Source organism: Clostridium malenominatum (genome assembly GCF_039521365.1).
In the GTDB taxonomy this organism is placed as follows: domain Bacteria; phylum Bacillota; class Clostridia; order Clostridiales; family Clostridiaceae; genus Clostridium_AW; species Clostridium_AW malenominatum.
On the sequence record NZ_BAAACF010000006.1, the window covers coordinates 31,154 to 50,673 of the forward strand.

At 31.8% G+C, this 19,520-nt stretch carries 21 protein-coding genes and 1 riboswitch; of the genes, 5 read left to right on the top strand and 16 right to left on the bottom strand.

Annotation, left to right across the window (positions count from 1 at the left end; translation table 11 throughout):
* Window positions 1-3: 3 nt before the first annotated feature.
* From nagZ to ABDZ69_RS14505, 5 genes are all read right to left on the bottom strand, one after another.
* A complete protein-coding gene (gene nagZ / locus ABDZ69_RS14485; protein ID WP_343770752.1) occupies window positions 4-1,218 on the bottom strand; it encodes a beta-N-acetylhexosaminidase in 1,215 nt (404 codons plus the stop codon).
* Window positions 1,211-1,990 carry an EFR1 family ferrodoxin gene (locus ABDZ69_RS14490; protein WP_343770754.1) on the bottom strand — a complete coding sequence of 260 codons (780 nt, stop codon included), beginning with the start codon at window positions 1,988-1,990 and terminating at the stop codon, window positions 1,211-1,213. The genes nagZ and ABDZ69_RS14490 overlap by 8 nt, the downstream gene beginning before the upstream one ends.
* Window positions 1,991-2,012: 22 nt before the next feature.
* Entirely contained in the window at window positions 2,013-2,708 is a 696-nt protein-coding gene (locus tag ABDZ69_RS14495; RefSeq protein WP_343770755.1) for an MgtC/SapB family protein, read from the bottom strand.
* Window positions 2,709-2,845: 137 nt separating this feature from the next.
* Window positions 2,846-3,790 (bottom strand): SPFH domain-containing protein, encoded by a 945-nt coding sequence (locus ABDZ69_RS14500; protein ID WP_343770757.1) that lies wholly within the window; start codon window positions 3,788-3,790, stop codon window positions 2,846-2,848.
* Window positions 3,784-4,212 carry an NfeD family protein gene (locus tag ABDZ69_RS14505; protein ID WP_343770758.1) on the bottom strand — a complete coding sequence of 143 codons (429 nt, stop codon included), beginning with the start codon at window positions 4,210-4,212 and terminating at the stop codon, window positions 3,784-3,786. Before ABDZ69_RS14505 ends, ABDZ69_RS14500 begins: the two co-directional genes overlap by 7 nt.
* Before the next feature lie 172 nt (window positions 4,213-4,384).
* Here ABDZ69_RS14505 and ABDZ69_RS14510 point away from each other — a divergent pair, with 172 nt between their 5' ends.
* Both ABDZ69_RS14510 and ABDZ69_RS14515 read left to right on the top strand, forming a co-directional pair.
* Window positions 4,385-6,316, top strand: coding sequence for an NAD(+) synthase (locus ABDZ69_RS14510; protein ID WP_343770759.1), 1,932 nt, complete (start codon window positions 4,385-4,387; stop codon window positions 6,314-6,316).
* 73 nt (window positions 6,317-6,389) lie between these two features.
* A complete protein-coding gene (locus tag ABDZ69_RS14515) occupies window positions 6,390-6,908 on the top strand; it encodes a peptidylprolyl isomerase (RefSeq protein ID WP_343770760.1) in 519 nt (172 codons plus the stop codon).
* 30 nt (window positions 6,909-6,938) lie between these two features.
* On the opposite strand, the gene ABDZ69_RS14520 is transcribed toward ABDZ69_RS14515, so the two are convergent.
* The 9 genes from ABDZ69_RS14520 to ribD all read right to left on the bottom strand — a co-directional run bounded on the left by ABDZ69_RS14520 (window position 6,939) and on the right by ribD (window position 14,669).
* Window positions 6,939-7,157: a helix-turn-helix domain-containing protein gene (locus ABDZ69_RS14520; RefSeq protein WP_343770762.1), complete on the bottom strand. Its 219-nt coding sequence runs from the start codon at window positions 7,155-7,157 to the stop codon at window positions 6,939-6,941.
* Window positions 7,158-7,373: 216 nt separating this feature from the next.
* Entirely contained in the window at window positions 7,374-7,757 is a 384-nt protein-coding gene (locus ABDZ69_RS14525; protein WP_343770763.1) for a YkvA family protein, read from the bottom strand.
* Window positions 7,758-7,829: 72 nt separating this feature from the next.
* The gene (locus ABDZ69_RS14530; RefSeq protein ID WP_343770765.1) at window positions 7,830-8,930 is read right to left on the bottom strand and encodes an NAD(P)/FAD-dependent oxidoreductase; all 1,101 of its coding nucleotides are present in this window, start codon (window positions 8,928-8,930) and stop codon (window positions 7,830-7,832) included.
* Window positions 8,931-9,167: 237 nt separating this feature from the next.
* Complete coding sequence (locus ABDZ69_RS14535; protein ID WP_343770766.1) at window positions 9,168-9,809, bottom strand: HDIG domain-containing metalloprotein; 642 nt, start codon at window positions 9,807-9,809, stop codon at window positions 9,168-9,170.
* Window positions 9,810-10,043: 234 nt separating this feature from the next.
* Window positions 10,044-11,060, bottom strand: coding sequence for an RnfABCDGE type electron transport complex subunit G (locus ABDZ69_RS14540; protein WP_343770767.1), 1,017 nt, complete (start codon window positions 11,058-11,060; stop codon window positions 10,044-10,046).
* Window positions 11,061-11,221: 161 nt separating this feature from the next.
* Window positions 11,222-11,683, bottom strand: a complete 462-nt coding sequence (ribH, locus tag ABDZ69_RS14545) for a 6,7-dimethyl-8-ribityllumazine synthase (protein ID WP_343770768.1) — start codon at window positions 11,681-11,683, stop codon at window positions 11,222-11,224.
* A gap of 4 nt (window positions 11,684-11,687) precedes the next feature.
* Window positions 11,688-12,896, bottom strand: coding sequence for a bifunctional 3,4-dihydroxy-2-butanone-4-phosphate synthase/GTP cyclohydrolase II (locus ABDZ69_RS14550; RefSeq protein WP_343770769.1), 1,209 nt, complete (start codon window positions 12,894-12,896; stop codon window positions 11,688-11,690).
* A gap of 20 nt (window positions 12,897-12,916) precedes the next feature.
* Window positions 12,917-13,570: a riboflavin synthase gene (locus tag ABDZ69_RS14555; RefSeq protein WP_343770771.1), complete on the bottom strand. Its 654-nt coding sequence runs from the start codon at window positions 13,568-13,570 to the stop codon at window positions 12,917-12,919.
* Window positions 13,571-13,583: 13 nt separating this feature from the next.
* On the bottom strand, window positions 13,584-14,669 hold the full coding sequence (ribD, locus tag ABDZ69_RS14560; protein ID WP_343770772.1) for a bifunctional diaminohydroxyphosphoribosylaminopyrimidine deaminase/5-amino-6-(5-phosphoribosylamino)uracil reductase RibD: 1,086 nt from the start codon (window positions 14,667-14,669) through the stop codon (window positions 13,584-13,586).
* Between the two features lie 170 nt (window positions 14,670-14,839).
* Window positions 14,840-14,953, bottom strand: a riboswitch (FMN riboswitch).
* Between the two features lie 180 nt (window positions 14,954-15,133).
* Between ribD and ABDZ69_RS14565 the strand changes: the two genes are divergently transcribed.
* Both ABDZ69_RS14565 and ABDZ69_RS14570 read left to right on the top strand, forming a co-directional pair.
* The gene (locus ABDZ69_RS14565) at window positions 15,134-15,931 is read left to right on the top strand and encodes a DUF3100 domain-containing protein (protein ID WP_343770774.1); all 798 of its coding nucleotides are present in this window, start codon (window positions 15,134-15,136) and stop codon (window positions 15,929-15,931) included.
* Window positions 15,932-15,934: 3 nt separating this feature from the next.
* Entirely contained in the window at window positions 15,935-16,381 is a 447-nt protein-coding gene (locus ABDZ69_RS14570) for a DUF340 domain-containing protein (protein ID WP_343770775.1), read from the top strand.
* 57 nt (window positions 16,382-16,438) lie between these two features.
* On the opposite strand, the gene ABDZ69_RS14575 is transcribed toward ABDZ69_RS14570, so the two are convergent.
* Together ABDZ69_RS14575 and ABDZ69_RS14580 are read right to left on the bottom strand one after the other, a co-directional pair.
* A complete protein-coding gene (locus ABDZ69_RS14575; RefSeq protein ID WP_343770777.1) occupies window positions 16,439-17,620 on the bottom strand; it encodes a hypothetical protein in 1,182 nt (393 codons plus the stop codon).
* Between the two features lie 116 nt (window positions 17,621-17,736).
* Complete coding sequence (locus ABDZ69_RS14580; protein ID WP_343770779.1) at window positions 17,737-18,162, bottom strand: YaaR family protein; 426 nt, start codon at window positions 18,160-18,162, stop codon at window positions 17,737-17,739.
* A gap of 241 nt (window positions 18,163-18,403) precedes the next feature.
* Here ABDZ69_RS14580 and ABDZ69_RS14585 point away from each other — a divergent pair, with 241 nt between their 5' ends.
* Window positions 18,404-19,516 carry an ABC transporter ATP-binding protein gene (locus ABDZ69_RS14585; protein ID WP_343770781.1) on the top strand — a complete coding sequence of 371 codons (1,113 nt, stop codon included), beginning with the start codon at window positions 18,404-18,406 and terminating at the stop codon, window positions 19,514-19,516.
* Window positions 19,517-19,520 lie beyond the last annotated feature (4 nt).

The window sequence follows — 19,520 nt, forward strand, 5'->3', positions numbered from 1 at the left end:
GGGTTACCTTCCTATTCTTTCTATTACACTACTTACCTTTTCATTTATAACATTAACGTTCACTTGCTTTACAACTTCATCGCTAATATTGTACTTTTTCTTAAGCTTTATTATCCTATATACCTTTTTATCTATTTCCTCTTCGCTTAATAATCCGCTACTTACTGCATCTTTTACATATTTTATTAATTCAAACTGTTTATCTGAGGAATAACAAGATAATACTATATCAGAGCCTGCCTTTAATGCTTTAAGTCCACTTTCCCCTACACCATATTTGTTTGAAATTGCCTTCATAGAAATATCGTCAGTGATTACAACTCCATTAAACTGAAGTTTTTCTCTTAGTAAATCTTTTATAATTATTGAAGATAAGGTAGCTGGATTTTCTTTATCTAATAAGGGTAATAAAATGTGTCCCATCATCACCATGTCCGCTCCTTCTTCTATGCCTTCTTTAAAAGGTATAATTTCAAAACTTTCAAGACTTTCCATAGTTTTATTAATCAATGGCAAATCTACATGAGAATCCACTGCCGTATCCCCATGTCCAGGAAAGTGCTTTAAAACAGGGATAATATCCGCATTTTGCAGACCTTTCATTACAGATCTCCCAAGACTTCCTACAGTTTGAGGATTGTCTCCGAAGGCTCTATCTCCAATAACTTTGTTATTTGGATTATTGTTTATATCCATCACAGGAGCAAAATTCATATTTATTCCAAAGTCACGTAACTCTTCTCCTAAAGCAACTCCTAAATCATAACCTATTTCCTCTTTGCCTGTCTTTCCCACTAACTTACTGCTAGGTAATTTTTTAATTTCCTTAGGCATTCTCGTTACCCTTCCACCTTCTTCATCAATTGAAAGAAATAATGAGATTGGATTGTCTTTATTAGTTTCCTTCAATGAGTTCACTAAAGTTACAAGCTGCTTAGAATCTTTTATATTTTTTTGAAATAATATGATTCCTCCTATTTTATTATCCTTAATTAATCTTATAGTGCTTTCATTTACCTCTTCACCGTCCATACTTACTATAAATAATTGACCAATTTTCTCATCCAAAGTAAGCTTTTTTATATCTTCATATATAGGGTCTACTATAGGAGGTGGCGAAGGTTTATCCTCTTCTACTATAGTTTTAATCTGTTTTTTGCTACATCCTAAAAGCATAGTACACAGCACTATAAATATTATAAAAATCCTTTTAAACATTTATTATCATCTCTTCAAGCTTTATTTTTGGATGAGTATATCTTCTTTTATTGCCACTTTTCTTACCGTATTCAATAGCCTTTGGGGGACACCAATGAATACATGCCATACAAGCTTCACAATCTCCATGCCAAGTTGGTTTTCCTTCTTTCATTACAATATTTTTTCTAGGACAAACCATATAGCATATGGAGCACTTTAAACATTTTTCATTTACCCAAAAATTTTTATCACTGCTTTTAAAATTTTTTATAGCAATTGGATATAATCCTTTCGACAACGCTCTTCCTATTAAAGAGATTTTGTTTTCTTCATAGTAATTTTCCTTATTTTTAACAATAGTGCTTACTTTTTTGATTACTTCCTCTTCCTCTTTAAACATCTTATTTTGCTCCTCTTCAGAAGGAGGGTTAAACATAGGTATATAGTTATCTGGCATCTTTACTCCAAAGGCCGCGCTTAACTTAGTTCCAACAGATTCTAATATATTTTTTGCTTGATTTAAAGTACATCCTCCAGAACCACCATAGGTTATTATTATAAATACGTAATTATTGGTTTTTAACCTTTTTAAAAAATCCACTACCATTCTAGGTACCCCATAGCCATATACAGGAAAAACTACCCCTATCCTCTCACAATTTAAATCTATTCCTTCCTTTAGAGCTTTAGGTATGGGTATTAATTCAGCATTTCCAAGCTTTGCTCCAATATCCTTCCCCACCTTTAGTGAGTTTCCTGAGCCAGTAAAATAAAATATATTATTTTTCATAACATTATTCTCCTTTAATCTTCTACAATATTTCTACGCTGTCAATTCCACTATTTCTTCTTAACTCCATAATAATCTCTTCCCTATGGGCACGCCTCGGAAGTGAAACTGTATATAAACTGCTTCCCTGACCTTTTACGTCATCCTCAAGAAAAAATTCAATATTTTTTATTTTTATACCATTTTCTTGAAAATAATGCGTTATACCAGTTACAGATAACTCTTTATCATTGTAATCCACTTGAAAACGTACTATAGTACATTTTTCTCTAAAAGCATTTTCAAATTTCTTTAAAAACTCTAATACACAAATCACAGATAAGGCTGAAATTATACTTAATGAATAATAACCCTTTCCAACAGCCAATCCAATGCATCCAACGGTCCAAAGGCTTGCAGCTGTGGTAAGTCCCTTTACAGAACCTTTTTCATGTATTATTGTTCCAGCACCTATAAATCCAATACCAGTGATAACCTGTGCCCCTAATCTTCCTACATCTGCCTTAAGTACATTACTAAGCTCAGTACTGCCTTGAACTAATTTTATAGTATACTCTATATCATATAGCTGTATCATTGATACAACAGTAGCGCCTAAACATACAAGAATATGAGTTCTAAAACCTGCTGGTCTATTTTTATTTTCTCTTTCGTATCCAATTATTCCCCCTACTAATGCAGCCAATAATACTCTTATTAAAATATCCTTAATAGTCATAATTCCACCCTCTCCCCATTTCCTATATTACTATTTATCTGTAGTAATAGATTAATGGATATTTCATTTTTTTACAACTATATTATGGTGAAAAAACAAGAAAAGTTGTGCCTTTAAAGACACAACTTTATATATTTTTAGCCCCTATTTTGATTTAACAATTCACCTACTGCTGCAATGCTACCAAAGGATGATAGAGTTTCATTAGGCAGTATAAGTTTATTAGCTGGATTCTTAGCCATTTCTTGAAGTGCCTCTACTTGTTTTAAAGCAATAACTGTTTCATTAGTACCTGATTCAAGTATAGCTTTATTAACCATCTCAATTGCTTTTGCCTGGGCTTTTGCCACAGCTTCTATAGCTTCAGCTTTACCATCAGCTTCAAGTACTTGAGATTGTCTTAAACCTTCTGCACGTCTAATGTTTGCTTCCTTTTCAGCCTCTGCCTGAAGGATTTTTGCCTGTTTTTCTCCTTCACCTCTAGTGATTTCTGATTGCTTTTGACCTTCTGCCTGAAGTATAGCAGCTCTCTTATCTCTTTCAGCTCTCATTTGTTTTTCCATAGCTTGTTGAATTTCTGCTGGTGGAATAATATTTTTAATTTCAACAGATAAAATCTTTATTCCATAAGCATCTGTTATTTGGTCAACCACTTGTAATAATTCATTGTTTATTTTATCTCTTCCTGATAAAACTTCATCTAAAGACATGTTACCAACAATATTTCTCATATTAGTTATAGTTGAATAAACTATACCTGATTTATAATTTTCAATATTATAAACTGCGTCTTTTGCACTCATAACTTTGTAGAATATAACATTGTCTATAGATATTTTAACGTTATCTTTAGTTATAACGCTTTGTGGCTCTATATCTAAAATTTGTTGCTTTGTAGATACTTTTTTTCTTACAAAGTCTGCAAAAGGTATAGTAAAATGCCACCCTGGTTCTAATACCTTATAGAATTGTCCAAATCTTTCTAAGATGTAAAGATAGCCTGTGTTTACTATTTTAATTGAAGAAAGTACTGCTAACAATACTATAAGCAGAATAAAAATAAAAACTATTTTTCCTAACATTGGTGTTCCCCTCCTAATATTTTCTTAATCACTAATTTATTTCCCTCTATACCAATAATTTTAATTCTGTCACCTCGATTAATTATCTCTCCATCTAATTTTACTGTCCAATATATACCATCTATCTTCATTAACGCATTGTCATGTATATCTTCTTCAGCCGTTAGCTCTCTTCCTATATATCCTTCCTCCATGGTTGGAGTCTTTGGAACGGATTTATTTAAAGCTTCCTTTGCCAAAGGATATCCTATTGCTACAAATAGTGCACTTACACTTATAAAAGTGATAACTTGTACAGTAAACGAGTAGTTTAAAATCAATGCTATTAAGGATGCCAAAGAACCTACGGTAAACCACACGAATAATAAACTACTTGTTACTAAATCAATAGCAACACCAGTAACGCCTATAGCTACCCACAATAAAATTGATGCTACAATTTTTATGATAACCCCCTCCTTCCAAAATAGAGAATAATTGATTTTTAACATTATTATTGTTATTATCATTATACAATAATTCTTTACTAATTTGCAGCTTTTAAACTATTTATAAGGTAAATTTAAGTATTAAATATAAATTGGAGGAGTATCTATGGAAAATAAAACTTATAGTCCTAAATATGATTTCATAAATGTAGCAGCAGCATGTCCAGTAACCAATGTTTGTGATATAAAATTCAATGTTGATAATATTAAAATTTCCATTCTCGATGCTTTAAAGGAAAATGTAAAGTTCATAGTATTTCCAGAGCTTTCTGTGACCTCCTATAGTTGTGGAGATTTATTTTTAAATGGTTCTTTTCTTTCAAAAGCTATGGATGGAATTGAAAATATATGCCTTTTTTCAAAAGATAAGGACATATTAATTGCAGTAGGGGCTCCTTTAATTTTTAAAGACTCCTTATATAATGCTGCTTTCATTATATATGAGGGCAAAATTTTAGGAATTGTACCTAAAAGCTTCGTACCTAATTATTCTGAGTTCTACGAAAAAAGATGGTTTTCTGAGGGACTACATATAAAAAATGAAGAGGTTAATTTAAATTTTCAAAAGAACATTCCTTTTGGTGTAGATTTAATTTTTAATAGCTATCCCTTTAACTTTGGAATTGAGGTATGTGAAGACCTTTGGGTCACCATTCCTCCTAGTAGTTATTTAAGTTTAAAAGGAGCTAATATAATAGCTAATCTCTCTGCTTCCAATGAAATAGTTAGCAAAGCTTCTTATAGAAAAGACTTAGTTAAATCCCAAAGTGGACGCTGTGTATGTGGATATGTTTATTCTTCTGCTGGAGTTTTTGAATCCTCCTCAGATTTATTATTTAGTGGCCATTTACTTATAGGAGAAAATGGCTCTATATTAAAAGAAAATGAACGCTTTGAACGAAAAGGTAATATAATAGTATCTTCAATTGATGTAGATAAATTAATTAAAGAGAGAATTAAAAATACTAGTTTCAAAGATAATGAAAGAAATATTTCTTTTCATGTAAGAGAAATAGAATTTTCCTTTAAAAATTTAGATTTTAAAATGAATAGATCTATAGAAAAACATCCCTTTGTTCCACATAATATAAACGCACGTAATGATAGATGCAAAGAAATATTTAACATACAAAGTTCAGCTTTAGCTAAAAGAATGATACATACTGGACTTAAAAAAGCAGTGCTTGGAATATCTGGAGGCCTAGACTCAACTCTTGCACTTTTAGTCATTGTAAAAACTTTTGATTTATTAAATATAAATCGTGAAAATATTATTGCTATAACTATGCCTGGCTTTGGAACTACAGACAGAACCTATAATAATGCCATAAACCTATGTAAAAAACTAGGAACGGATTTAAGAGAAGTTAATATTGTTACTTCTTGTCTTCAACATTTTAAGGATATTAATCATGACCCTAATATTCACGATATAACCTATGAAAATGTGCAGGCAAGAGAAAGAACTCAGATCTTAATGGATGTGGCTAACAAAGAAGGTGGCATAGTTATAGGTACAGGTGATTTATCTGAATTGGCTCTAGGGTGGTGCACATATAATGGGGATCAAATGTCCATGTACTCTGTGAACTCTTCCATACCAAAAACCTTAGTAAAGTTTTTAGTAAGATATGTTAGTGATGAAGAAGTAGAAGAGGAAATTTCAAATATCTTAATAGATATTTTAGATACCCCAGTAAGCCCTGAGCTTCTACCTAAAGATAAAGAAGGTAAAATAGTTCAAAAAACTGAAGATATTGTAGGCCCTTATGAACTTCATGACTTTTTTCTTTATTATTTTTCAAAGGGATTTTCTCCCGAAAAAATACTTTATTTAGGAGAAATAGCCTTCGAAGGAGTTTATGGTACAGAAACAATACATAAATGGCTACAATTATTTATAAAAAGATTCTTCACACAACAATTTAAACGAACTGCTATGCCAGATGGCCCAAAAGTTGGTTCTATTAGCCTATCACCTAGAGGAGATTGGAGAATGCCTTCTGATGCGAGCTTTAATAGTTTTTTAGGTTTTTAATTAATTAAAACTTGCTCATAATATAATACTATAATATAATCTAGTCTATATTACCAAAAGAGGAGAGATGTACATGAGTAATCCAATTTTTACAATAACTATGGAAAATGGAGATGTAATGAAGGGAGAATTATATCCTGAAATTGCACCTAATACTGTTAACAACTTTATTAGTTTAATTAATAAGGGATTTTATAATGGTATTAGTTTTCATAGAGTAATACCTGGTTTTGTTATACAGGGAGGATGTCCTGAAGGAACTGGTATGGGTGGCCCTGGCTATTCTATCAGAGGTGAATTTAAAGGAAATAAATTTAATAATGAATTAAAACATACCCTTGGAGTTTTATCCATGGCTAGATCCATGAACGTTAACTCAGCAGGAAGCCAATTCTTTATAATGATAGGCAATACTCCACATTTAGATGGACAGTACGCTGGATTTGGAAAAATCACAGAAGGACTAGAAATAGCTCTAAAAATAGGTGGCGTAAAGACTGACAGAAATGATAAACCAGTAGAGGCGCAGACAATTAAAGAAATCACTGTGGATACTTTAGGAGTAGAATATCCTGAACCAGAGAAAATGTAGTGAAAAACCCATGCAACGCATGGGTTTTTATTATTGAATAACTAAATCATCTATCTTACAACATAATATGTTCGCTAAAACTATAACCTTTTGAAAGCTGGGGTTTCTTTTATCTCCTCTTTCAAGTTCCTCTAGATATGACTTTGAAATTGAAGTTTCATATTTTGGGTTTTTAGTTAAATTCTCTATATCAGAAGCCGTATATCCTAAATTTAATCTATACTCTCTTATTTTTTTCCCATTTAACATGTGAAGCCCCCCTTATTTTGTTTTTAACTTATTTTTATTATAACAGATTTTTTTATAAAAATATAGTCATTTTTCAAATTTAACAGAAATAAATTCAACTTTAACTGTTAATTTACTTACCATAACGAACGTTAATTGTGTGTTAAGTGATATGACCCATGTAATCACTACCCCTTATTCTTGCTGTATAATATAATTACTATGGCTTTTGAAGTTTTATGCAAGTATCTTCCAAGCTACATAACTAATTATTAAAATCCACATTGTTAATATAATAGCTCCTGCAATCTTACTTTCCTTAGCCCCTTCTTTAATCATTTCTTCTGAATGCTCTCTGCATTCTTCCATAACTTCTTTTGGTATTAACTTAACTGCCAAAGAAATTCCTAAAGGCAATAATATAAGATCATCTAAATATCCTATTATAGGTATAAAATCGGGAATTAAATCTATGGGACTTAAAGCATAAGCTACAACTAGTATTGCAACTATTTTTGCATGAATAGGCGTGTCCTTTCTTTTGTATGCCAAATACAATGCCCCTACTTCTTTTTTTAGCATTTTACCTTTAAACTTTAGTTTTTCAATTATTTCTTTCATATTAATTTAATTTCTCCTAATATAATTTAATAATTACCTCAATATTATAATAGATAAAAAAAAATGTGGCAATTACACCACATAAAAAGGTTTTAATACATAACTCGCCCACTTCAGTAAATCAAATTCCGTTTCGTCACTATGTATTTTATCAATTAATTTATCCGTAATTTTATTGTCTAGATTCTTTATCATAAAATCTAATTGATTATCGCTTAAACTTTCTAATGCCTTTCTAATAAGGAGTGAATTATTGTAGTTTTCTATTAGTACCTTGGTTTGCTCTTCATATTTCTTTAAACCTATCATATCTTCTGCTGCATATATTCCTGTTAGAATTGAGGTGAATTGCCCAAAGCCTAAAGCTGGAGAAATTGCTCCAAAACAGTTACCAACAAAATAAGTGTTATCAATCTTTGGTCTTTTACAAATCCCTATTATATATCTAGTTATTTCAAATCTATCTGTAATTTTCAAACTTTGTTTCATGTCATTACATATTTTATTATAAAAACTATTCCACATATAATTTAGATCTCTTTCCTTAGTTTCTGTATAGTCAGGATAACTTATTACAATATTTGCTTCCTTATCTGAATATGGAATAATATAGGCGTACCCCTTAGGTGCAAATTCATGGTTAAACCATATAGAAATTAGATTATCATCAAAATTTCCTTCTACAGTAGCTCCTTTTAAAGTGGCTGTAAGACCAATAGTATAGTTATTGAGTTTTATTGAATACGCTCCATCTCCTGTAGCTAGTACTACATGAGTAAATTCCTTCGCTAATTCTTCATAGCTATACTGGGAATTATAAATTATCTCTCCTTTATACTGTTTCCTTAATTGTTCCTCAAAGGAGTCCTTCTGTCTTCCCCTTATATTTGATTTTCCTAAGTTTCCTTTTATAGAACCTACTTCATTTTTAGAATGAAAATTAACTCTATTGATATCATTAATCCCTTTAAACTCTATGCCATATTCATTTTTAATATATTCTAAACAATTATTATAGGGTTTGTTCAATATATTAAAAACAGCTTCTGCATTAACAAATCTATCTCCTACCCTATTTCTTTTTTCAAAAACTACAGGGTGAATTCTTTGCTTTTCTAAAGTAATCGCACAAGATAAACCTGATAATCCTGCTCCCATAATTGCAACTTTCATTATGCCACCTCCTTGTGTTAGTATTTATCAATTAAAAATTTTTATGTTTATAATAAAAATAAAACTCCTACAGAACTTCCATTATTATAGAAATTCCGTAGGAGTTTTCACCTTATTTAAACTTTAGGCAACCCTCTAACAGGCTTAGTCATGTCTGGATCTGAATCCTTTGGGTTTTTATTTTTATTATCGTTTTTTCTTTTCTTTTCATCTTTAACAGCCATAAAAACTCCTCCTTTAATGAATATGAGTTAGCTTTTTTGCTTTTTCTTTAGCCTTTAGTAGAAACTCCTCAACGCTCTCCATTTCCTCTTTGACCTTTTTATCATCCATATTCCCTCTACCTACCCTATCACATTTAGCTAGTAATGCAATCTCCTCAGGGGATATCTCTTCAAGCATTTTATCAATTTCAGCAAAGGGCATGTTTTTTACAACAAAAAGAGGTTGCATATGCCATCTAATTAAATCTGCTACCTTCTCAATAAACTCTTTATCTTCGGTAAATTCTCCTAAAAACTCTATGGCCATTTTCTTTCCTACTTTGTCGTGGTCATAAGAAGTTATCTTTCCTTTTCTTACTTTAGTAGTAGGTGCTTTGCCAATATCATGAAGTAGAGCGGCCCACATAAAAACCATGGAATCCTCACTTAAATGCCTTAAGGTTGCAGCCTTATCTACCACTAGCATGGTATGATTCCACACACTACCCTCTGGATGATGAGTGGGGCTTTGTTCTGTATTTATTAAATCCCAAATAAACTTAAAAGGATAGATATTATATTCATCATTTTTACATACTTCATTAAAATAAATAGATGGCTTTTCATCCTTTAAAAGATGATTATTAAATTCTTCAAAAATTATATTTTTATCCATAAATTTATCTTCCCTTACTATTTTTTAGTTTCAGGAACAGGCTGTTGATTTTTATTTCTTTTCTTAGTTTCACCATTTTTAACTTCCTCTGGTGCAGATCTTTTCATTCCCTTTTTAGCCATATCCATTCCTCCTTTAATATTAACTTATATTTTTATCTTCTTCAAATATATCTTTCCCAAAACATTTATAATTAAATATAAAAAAAGGAGGTTAATTCAACCTCCTTTTACATTATTTTTTTAAGCTTTCATTAAAGAATTTAATTGCATTATTTACGCCGTATACTACACCTTCAGAGCTTAAAGTAGCTCCACTTACAGTTTCTACTGCATTTTCTCCGCTTCCAAACTCTAATGGCTTAGCTGCTGATTTATCTACAAATCTATCAGTAAAGTCTTTATCTAAAATTACATCTCCAACTCCTGGAGTTTCTCCATTTTGTACAACTCTAATTCCAGTTATTTTTCCTTCTAAAGAAATACCAACTAGAGTTTTTAAGTCTACACTGTCGCTGTAACCTCCAGAGATAGCAGTAATAGCATATCCTATCACTTGACCACCTTTGTAAACTTCTTGAACTTCAGCAATATTATCGCCTAATGCAACTTCAAATGGCTTCATTTCATCGCCTTCTGGCATTGCATCTTTAACAGTTACTTCCTTCTTGCTAGGATCTGAAGATTCTTCCCCTAAAATCTGTTCTTTATAGAAGTTAATAGCTGTATTAACCCCTGCAACCATAGCTCCTGAACTTATACTAGCTCCAGTAATTGATTCGATTTCATTATCCGCTGCTGCAGTACCTTTTACAAGCTTTAACTTTTCTTTTATTTCTTTATCTCTATATTTTGATAATAATTTCTCATCTTCGATTACAGTTCCTATACCTGGAGTTTCACCATGAGAAACTATTTTAATTCCACCAATTTTTCCTTCTTTAGTAATACCTACTGTCATCTTTATCGGTCCGCCAAATCCATTAGTCGTAACAATAACAGCATGTCCAACAACTTCACCATTTTCTAAAGCTTCAAAAACTCCTGAAACGTTTTCTACACCTTCAAGATTTACATCCATTTGCTTTACATCATTTGCATTATTTTTAGGTAGTATAACACTTAATTGCAAACTTTCCAATCTTTCTCTCTCTGCAATTATGTCTTTTGTTGCTCCATGAGCCACTCCTAGAATAAGTCCACAAATTGATGTTATTAATAATAAAACAATTGTACCTTTAAATTTCTTCACTCCTAAATACCTCCTACCCTGATAAATATAATTCCTCTTCACTTATGTTAATATATTATCATTTTAGTGTCAATAATATTTATGAATTTAGTATAATATTCTTTCAAAAGAGTACAATAAATAGAGAATCTACCATTTTATGATAGACTCCCTTCATTGTTTTATAAATTTTTCATTAAATTTGCCATCTCAATTGCAGCTACTGCAGCGTCATAACCCTTATTTCCAGCCTTTGTGCCTGCTCTTTCAATCGCTTGCTCAATATTTTCAGTTGTAATTACTCCAAATATAACAGGCACCTCTTCATCTAAACTAACTTTTGCAATACCCTTAGAAACTTCTGCAGTAACCAATTCATAATGGGTAGTTGATCCTCTAATTACTGCCCCTAAACATATTACTCCATCATATTTTTTACTCTTAGCCATTTTTTTAGCTATTAATGGAATTTCAAAAGCACCCGGTACCCATGCTATTTCTATATTTTCTTCCTCAACACCATGCCTTTTAAGCCCATCAATAGCTCCACCTAATAGTTTACTTCCAATAAATTCGTTAAATCTTCCTACAATAATTCCAATCTTCAACCCTTGACCAATTAAATTTCCTTCATAGATTTTCATAATATTATTCCTCCTCAAAATTTAACATGTGACCTAATTTTTCTTTTTTAGTTTTTAAATAAAATTCACTTTCTTCATGTAAATGCAGTTCTATAGGAACTCTCTCTACTATTTCTATACCATAACCTGATAGTCCTGATAATTTTTTTGGATTGTTTGTCATCAATTTAACTTTTTTTATACCTAAATCTGCAAGTATTTGAGCTCCTATTCCATAATCTCTTAGATCTGCTGGGAAACCTAATGCTAAGTTTGCCTCAACGGTATCCATTCCCTTATCTTGAAGGTTATATGCTTTTAGTTTATTAATAAGACCAATTCCTCTTCCCTCTTGCCTCATATAAACTAAAACTCCTCTTCCTTCCTTTGCTATAGCTTTCATTGCTGCAGCATACTGATCTCCACAATCACATCTAACAGAACCTAATGCATCTCCTGTAAGGCACTCTGAATGCATTCTAATTAAAACTGGATTACCATCATTAATTTCTCCCTTTACCAAGGCAACATGATGTTCCCCATTTAATTTATTAACATATCCATATATTTGAAACTCTCCATACTTTGTAGGCATCTTTGCTTCTATATCTCTTTTTATTAAAGATTCATTTCTTCTTCTATAAGATATTAAATCTGCTATGGTAATTATTTTCAAATTATGTTCTCTAACATATTCTATAAGATCAGGTACTCTTGCCATAGTTCCATCTTCATTCATTATTTCGCATATAACACCAGCAGATTTAAATCCTGCAAGTTTTGCTAAATCCACGGCTGCTTCTGTGTGTCCTGCTCTTTTTAATACTCCTCCTTCCCTAGCCTCTAAAGGAAATATATGTCCAGGTCTTCTAAATTCTTCTCCTTTGACTCCATCCTCTAATACCTTCTTAATAGTTAATGCCCTTTCAAAGGCTGAAATTCCTGTGGTGGTTTCTTCATGATCAATTGATACAGTAAAAGCAGTTCCTTTATTATCTGTATTAATATGAACCATTTGGTCAATACTTAACTCTTTTAATCGTTCTTCACATATAGGCATACATATAAGTCCTCTTCCATACTTAGCCATAAAGTTTACAGCTTCTGGTGTAACCTTTTCCGCTGCCATTAGTAAATCCCCTTCATTTTCTCTGTCTTCATCATCAACTACCACTATAATCTTACCTTCTTTGATATCTTCAATTGCTTCTTCAATAGTGTTAAATTTAAACATTTTCTATCACCCCTTATATTTTATAGGAAACCATGTTTGCTTAAATAATCTATATTTAAATTGCTTCTATTATTAGTGTGACTTTTATTAAAGGAAATTAATCTTTCAACGTATTTACCTATAATATCGCACTCTAAATTTACTTCATCTCCTACATTTTTCTTTAATAATGTAGTTTCTTCTCCAGTGTGAGGTATTATAGATACCTTAAAAATATTTTCATCTACATAAGCCACAGTTAAACTTACCCCATCTATGGCAATGGAGCCTTTATTAATAATGTATTTTAAAACTTCCTCTGAAGTCTCTATGGAAATCCAAACAGCATTATCTTCAATTTTGTAATCCTTAATTCTCCCTGTACCATCAATATGACCGCTTACTATGTGACCACCTAGTCTGTCAGAAGCTTTTAAAGCTCTTTCTAGATTCACATTGCTTCCTATGGTTAAATTCCCTAGATTACTTCTTCTCATAGTCTCAGGCATTACATCTACAGTAAATTCTTCCTTTCCATAGGAAGTTACCGTAAGACAAACACCATTAGTACATATGCTATCTCCAAGCTTTGCATCCTGAAGTACTTTTTTTCCTTCAATAATTATAGTAGCTGAATTTGTACCTTTTTTTATTCCTTTAATTTTTCCTATTTCTTCTACGATGCCTGTAAACACTTCTTTCACCACCTTACTTCAAATACCCTTGTATCAAAATATCTTCATCAAACCTTTGAACCTCTATGTTTTTTAAATTTATAGCATCTTTCATAAATTCTATTCCATCACCCTCTACAGGAGTTTTAGAATCTCTTCCTCCTATTATTTTAGGAGCAATAAAGGTCATAACTTTATCCACTATTCCCTCTTTTAAGGCTGAGTAACTTAATGTTCCTCCCCCTTCTAAAAGTATGCTATCAATTTTTCTTTCACCTAATTCCTTCATTAAATAATTTAAATCCACTCTTTCATTTCTTAATGGTGTTTTTATTATTTCTACCCCAAGTTCCTTAAGCTTTATCAACTTTTCATCTGAAGCCTTTTGAGTTGTAACAATTATAGTACTACCTTCCTCATATAATAACTTTGCATCTAAGGGTATTCTTCCTTTACTGTCAATAATTATCCTTATAGGATTTCTTCCCTTTTTATCTTTAATCCTAGTAGTTAAACTAGGATTATCCTTTATAACTGTTTCTATCCCTACCATAATAGAAGAAATCTTATTTCTAATTTGGTGCACATATTCTCTAGATTTTTCTCCTGTTATCCACTTTGAATCACCAGAAAAGGTGGATATCTTTCCATCTAAGGTTGAGGCAGTTTTTAAAATACAAAAGGGAAGCTTTGTAGTTATGTATTTTATAAATATTTCATTTAGAGCTTTAGCTTCTTCTTCCATTACCCCAACTTCTACCTCTATTCCATTTTTTCTTAAAATATCAATTCCATTACCAGAAACCATTGGATTTGGATCTTTCATGGCAATAGTAACTTTTTTAATTCTTTTTTCCACAATTGCCTTTGCACAAGGAGGAGTTTTCCCATAATGAGAACAAGGCTCTAATGTTACATACATGTGGGCACCAGTTACATCTTCTAGTGCATTGCTGAAGGCGTTTACCTCAGCATGAGGTCCTCCAAAAGCTTTGTGATATCCTTCTCCTATAATCCTTCCATCCTTTACTATTACCGCTCCTACTAATGGATTAGGGTTTACTCTACCCTCTCCCAGTTTGGCAAGTTCTAATGCCCTTTTCATATACTCTTCCATCATAATCTCCTCCTACAACCTTTGAAGTAAAATATTTAGGGGAACACAAAAAACCCTGAAGAATCTCTTCAGGGTTTAGTATATGCAAACTGAAAAATAGTATAATGGCCCTAAATTTATAAATTTTAAATAGGATAAAAAACCCACATAAAATATACTATAGGCATTACACTTCTTTCCTTCTTTCATCCAGACTTTACTGTCGGCCCTGGAATTTCACCAGATCTGCCTTTCGGCTGGCGGGCTATACCGCCGGTATGGAATTTCACCAAACCCTGAAGGACTACGTTATTAATTTAACTAAAGAATATCACCTAATTTTCTCTATGTCAATAAAAATATATTTTATTGACATATTTCATATAAGTGTATAAAATAAATATAGTACGCTTCATATATACATGTGTTTTCCTTACATAAACACATGCTGGAATATTAAAAGATTATTTTGAAAGGACGGTTAAAGAATGAAAAATTGGAAAAATCATTTATTGGTTTTAATTTTAGTTGCAATAGCAGAAGCTATTGGGGTTATGAAATTTAAATTTGGCCCTGGAACAATTGTATTACTTCCTATGCTTTACGCACTTATAATGGGAATATTTTTAAGCCCAAAATTCTTAAAGGTTGTAAAAGAAAAAGATATGAAGGATGCAGGTGCTTTAATAACTATTTCTCTAATGCTTTTAATGGCTAGATATGGAACTATGATTGGACCTACTTTACCTAAAATAATAAAGTCTAGCCCTGCATTAATACTTCAAGAACTTGGTAATTTAGGAACAGTATTGCTAGGAGTACCTGTAGCTGTAATGCTTGGCTTAAAGAGAGAAACAATTGGTGCTGCCCACTCTATTGCACGTGAGCCAAACATAGCTCTAATAAGCGATATTTATGGATTAGACGGAGAAGAAGGACAAGGTGTTATGGGAGTTTATATTTGCGGTACTGTGGTTGGTACTGTATTCTTCGGATTGTTAGCAAGTTTTTTTGCAGCTTACACTCCTTTACATCCTTATTCCCTTGCTATGGCTTCAGGAGTTGGAAGTGCTAGTATGATGACTGCTGCAGTAGGTTCATTGACAGCCATGTTCCCAGATATGAAGGATACGTTAGCTGCCTTTGGTGCCGCTAGTAATATGCTTTCAGGCTTAGATGGTCTTTACATGTGCTTATGGCTATCACTTCCGTTAACAGAATGGTTGTATAAAAAAACATATAAATTTAAATACGGTGTGGAAGCTACCACTTCTAAGGAGGCGTAACTTATGAAAATTAAAGATAATGCATTTGCATTGATTTTGCTAGGAGTTCTTACTTTAATAGGAAATATGATAGGTCCTAAACATAATATATTAGAAGCTCTTCCTGGAATAGCTATATTAATACTAATATCTTTAGGAGGAATACTTCTAGCTAAAGTTATGCCTGGAAAAATTCCTGCAGTGGCTTATGTAGTAACTCTTGGTTGTATTTTAACCTATCCAACTATGCCTGGAGCTGCTGCTATATCAAAATATATGACTAAGGTAGATTTCTTAGCTTTAACAACACCAATCCTAGCTTACGTAGGTATATCTTTAGGAAAAGATTTAGATGCCTTTAAAAAGTCTGGTTGGAGAATCGTTGTAGTTTCCTGCGTTGTTTTTACAGGAACATATATAGGCTCAGCAGTTATCGCTCAAATTATTTTAAAATTCTTAGGACAAATCTAAATTTAATATCAATTAAGGGATTTTGCTACGCAAAATCCCTTATTAATTCTCAATTATCTAAAATAAGTTAACAAATATCCCTGCAATTAAAACAGAGGTTATAGTAACTGTGACAAATCCACCTACTATCATTTGAGGAAGCATTTGATCCATTAAATACTTTTTCTCTTCCTCGTTTTTAGCTAAAGCCTTAGATGCCTCTTCTGTTAATACATAGTTTGGTGGGAAGCCATATAATGCTGTAAGGGAAGTTGCAAAAGCCATTTCCTTTGTCATTCCAAGAAATTTCCCTACTAAAATAGAGGTTACTGCCATCCCTGCAACTCCTACCACTATTATTATTATTAATGGTCCTGCAATTTTCAAAAGCATTTCTGGAGTAGCTCTTGATAATGCTCCAAAAATATAAACCATGAGTATGAACATTAAAAATCCAAAAGACTTTGAAACATTTAAAGAATCTCTATCTAAAAATCCTATTTCCTGAAGTATAATAGCAAAAACTAAACATAAAACAAAAGGAGAAATTTTGTTGTTAGTCATAGCTGCAACCTTAAAAGCTAAAAATCCATTCACTGCCATCTTTGCAATGACTGTAGTTGTAGTATTATATTTTTCTGGTATAGGTGGTATTAATTTTTTCTTTTTTTCAACTACCTTAGAAGCTTCTTTACTATTAGCATCCTTTTGAGCTCCACCTTGATCATATATCTTAAGAAGTCTTCTACCTTCTTTTTTAAGACATATAGCAGTCAGTGGGTATCCTGCAAAACCTTGCATTACATACATTACAATTGCTAATATAGAAGCTAACTCTAATCCCTTTGCCGCTGCAGCTTCTTGCATCATTAAAGCAGCTACTATTCCACCGGTTAGCGGTGGTAATCCTGCTATGATATATTCTCTTCCAATTAGAGGAATACATATAAACCAACAAGCTAAAATCATGCCTGCTAACCCTGCTAAAGTAACTACGATGACCTTCCATTGCTTTACCAGTTCTGAAACACTTATTATTGTCCCCATGTGAGTAATACAAAGATACATAGCAATTCCCGCCAGTGGCATGCCAAGACCTGGTATGTCAATTAAATTTTTAGGTAAAGTTGTCCAAAAGCCCAGCAATAACAACACTGCCACGACAAATACTGATGGTATCCAAGCTTTTGTTTTTGTGCCAATAAAATCTCCAAAAGCAAAAATAATAGCAATAATTAAAAGAGCACTAATAGGAGCCATTCCCATCCCTTCCTTTCCATTTTTTCTTTAACACTTTAAATTAATAAAAAGTATTATTTATAATTATATGTGGAGGGAGTGGGGATTTATGACACAAACAAAATTGTCACATAATTTTATTTGTAAACGTCCATTAAAAGCCCTGCAATTTCATCTATACTACTTGCGATATCTAGATTTTCCTTTTCCTCACTCAAAAGAAGTTCTGTTAAATCTTGAAGTTTTTTATCTATAGTATCTACTGTTATGAAATACTGAGTTTGCCAAAAGCTTATGTCTTTTTTTACACTATACATGTAGTTTAATATAGAGTTTAAATATTCCTTTATCATTCTTTTATAAACAGCCACATCTACATAACACTTTGTTACGGCAAGTCTATTCCCCTTTTTCTTTATATCCTCTAACATTTTCTTAAGTTCAGCTTCAGATCTTCTTTCTCGTGCAAAACTAAAACTTTGAGAAAAATCCTTTTTACTACTTATAGATTTATTATCGCTATTTACTATTGGAGAATTATTTCCTACTCTAGATATTTCCATATTCATCACCCACAATATATGAATTTTATTTCAAATTTCTTATCATTTTAATTATATAGTACTTAATATGCTAAGTTCAAGACATAAGGAGTTATTTGAAGTTATTTAAAGTATTTTAACGTTAATTAAGGTAAATACCTACTATAAGAGCCATTATTCTTAGAAATACCTTTTTCAGTAATTTTACAAGTAACATCTTACATGTTACAATTAAGTTGTCAGTTGTAAAGGAGTGATTTTAATGATAGAATTCAAAAATGTAACTAAGACTTTTAAAAATACTGCAGTATTAAAAAACATAAACTTAACTATAAATGATGGAGAATTTTTAATACTTATAGGTCCTAGTGGTTGTGGTAAGACAACCTCTTTAAAAATGATAAACAAGCTTATAACCCCTTCTTCAGGAAACATACTTATTAATGGAGAGGATATAATGAAAAAAAATACCATTGAGTTAAGACGTAATATAGGATACGTAATTCAACAAACAGGACTTTTTCCTCACATGACTATTGGGGAGAATATTGAACTTGTTCCCTTTTTAAATAAATGGACCTTTGAAGAAAGAAGAAAAAAATCAAAAGAGCTTTTGGATTTAGTTGGCTTAGAGCCAGATAAATATATAGATAGGTTTCCCGATGAACTAAGTGGAGGACAGCAACAAAGAGTTGGTGTGGCAAGAGCTCTTGCTGTAAATCCAGATATAATTTTAATGGACGAGCCTTTTAGTGCCCTGGACCCTATAACTAGAAATACTCTTCAAGAAGAAGTTTTTAAGCTTCAACAAGATCTTAAGAAAACCATAGTATTTGTAACCCATGATATGGATGAGGCCATAAAACTTGGAGATAGAATATGTATTATGAAGGATGGAGACATTGTTCAATTTGATACTCCAGAACAAATACTAAGAAATCCTCAAAAGGGCTTTGTAGAAGGCTTTATAGGAGCTAATAGACTGTGGAATCAACCTGAATTTATTAAGGCTGAGGATATTATGATAAAGAGTCCTATTACCTCTTCTCCAAATAGAACAGTGCTACAGGCTATAGGTATTATGCAAAGCAGCAAGGTAGATAGCTTATTAATTGTAGACAATGATAACAAACTTCAAGGTATTGTTACCTCTAAGGACATTAGAGAAAACATGATTAATCCAAGCCTTAAAATTGGTTCAATTATGTCAAAAGAATTGATTTACGTTTATAATGATGAGTCAATTTGCCTTGTTTTGAAAAAGATGAATAACCATGGTGTAGGATATATACCTGTAGTAGATAAATTTGGAGTACTTAAAGGACTAGTTACAAAAAGTAGTCTTATTACTCTATTTGAAGAAAAACTATTTTAACTTA

What these genes read in the sequence shown, in the direction of transcription:
- ribD (WP_343770772.1), bottom strand. Translation starts at nt 14,669, where the DNA reads ATGATGGAAGAGTATATGAAAAGGGCATTAGAACTTGCCAAACTGGGA.
- ABDZ69_RS14575 (WP_343770777.1), bottom strand. Translation starts at nt 17,620, where the DNA reads ATGGCTCCTATTAGTGCTCTTTTAATTATTGCTATTATTTTTGCTTTT.
- ABDZ69_RS14495 (WP_343770755.1), bottom strand. Translation starts at nt 2,708, where the DNA reads ATGACTATTAAGGATATTTTAATAAGAGTATTATTGGCTGCATTAGTA.
- ABDZ69_RS14500 (WP_343770757.1), bottom strand. Translation starts at nt 3,790, where the DNA reads ATGTTAGGAAAAATAGTTTTTATTTTTATTCTGCTTATAGTATTGTTA.
- ABDZ69_RS14530 (WP_343770765.1), bottom strand. Translation starts at nt 8,930, where the DNA reads ATGAAAGTTGCAATTATGGGAGCAGGATTATCAGGTTTATCTTGTGCG.
- ABDZ69_RS14525 (WP_343770763.1), bottom strand. Translation starts at nt 7,757, where the DNA reads ATGAAAGAAATAATTGAAAAACTAAAGTTTAAAGGTAAAATGCTAAAA.
- ABDZ69_RS14580 (WP_343770779.1), bottom strand. Translation starts at nt 18,162, where the DNA reads ATGGAAATATCTAGAGTAGGAAATAATTCTCCAATAGTAAATAGCGAT.
- ABDZ69_RS14515 (WP_343770760.1), top strand. Translation starts at nt 6,390, where the DNA reads ATGAGTAATCCAATTTTTACAATAACTATGGAAAATGGAGATGTAATG.
- ABDZ69_RS14535 (WP_343770766.1), bottom strand. Translation starts at nt 9,809, where the DNA reads ATGGATAAAAATATAATTTTTGAAGAATTTAATAATCATCTTTTAAAG.
- ribH (WP_343770768.1), bottom strand. Translation starts at nt 11,683, where the DNA reads ATGAAAATCTATGAAGGAAATTTAATTGGTCAAGGGTTGAAGATTGGA.
- ABDZ69_RS14520 (WP_343770762.1), bottom strand. Translation starts at nt 7,157, where the DNA reads ATGTTAAATGGGAAAAAAATAAGAGAGTATAGATTAAATTTAGGATAT.
- ABDZ69_RS14510 (WP_343770759.1), top strand. Translation starts at nt 4,385, where the DNA reads ATGGAAAATAAAACTTATAGTCCTAAATATGATTTCATAAATGTAGCA.
- ABDZ69_RS14490 (WP_343770754.1), bottom strand. Translation starts at nt 1,990, where the DNA reads ATGAAAAATAATATATTTTATTTTACTGGCTCAGGAAACTCACTAAAG.
- ABDZ69_RS14570 (WP_343770775.1), top strand. Translation starts at nt 15,935, where the DNA reads ATGAAAATTAAAGATAATGCATTTGCATTGATTTTGCTAGGAGTTCTT.
- ABDZ69_RS14565 (WP_343770774.1), top strand. Translation starts at nt 15,134, where the DNA reads ATGAAAAATTGGAAAAATCATTTATTGGTTTTAATTTTAGTTGCAATA.
- nagZ (WP_343770752.1), bottom strand. Translation starts at nt 1,218, where the DNA reads ATGTTTAAAAGGATTTTTATAATATTTATAGTGCTGTGTACTATGCTT.
- ABDZ69_RS14585 (WP_343770781.1), top strand. Translation starts at nt 18,404, where the DNA reads ATGATAGAATTCAAAAATGTAACTAAGACTTTTAAAAATACTGCAGTA.
- ABDZ69_RS14550 (WP_343770769.1), bottom strand. Translation starts at nt 12,896, where the DNA reads ATGTTTAAATTTAACACTATTGAAGAAGCAATTGAAGATATCAAAGAA.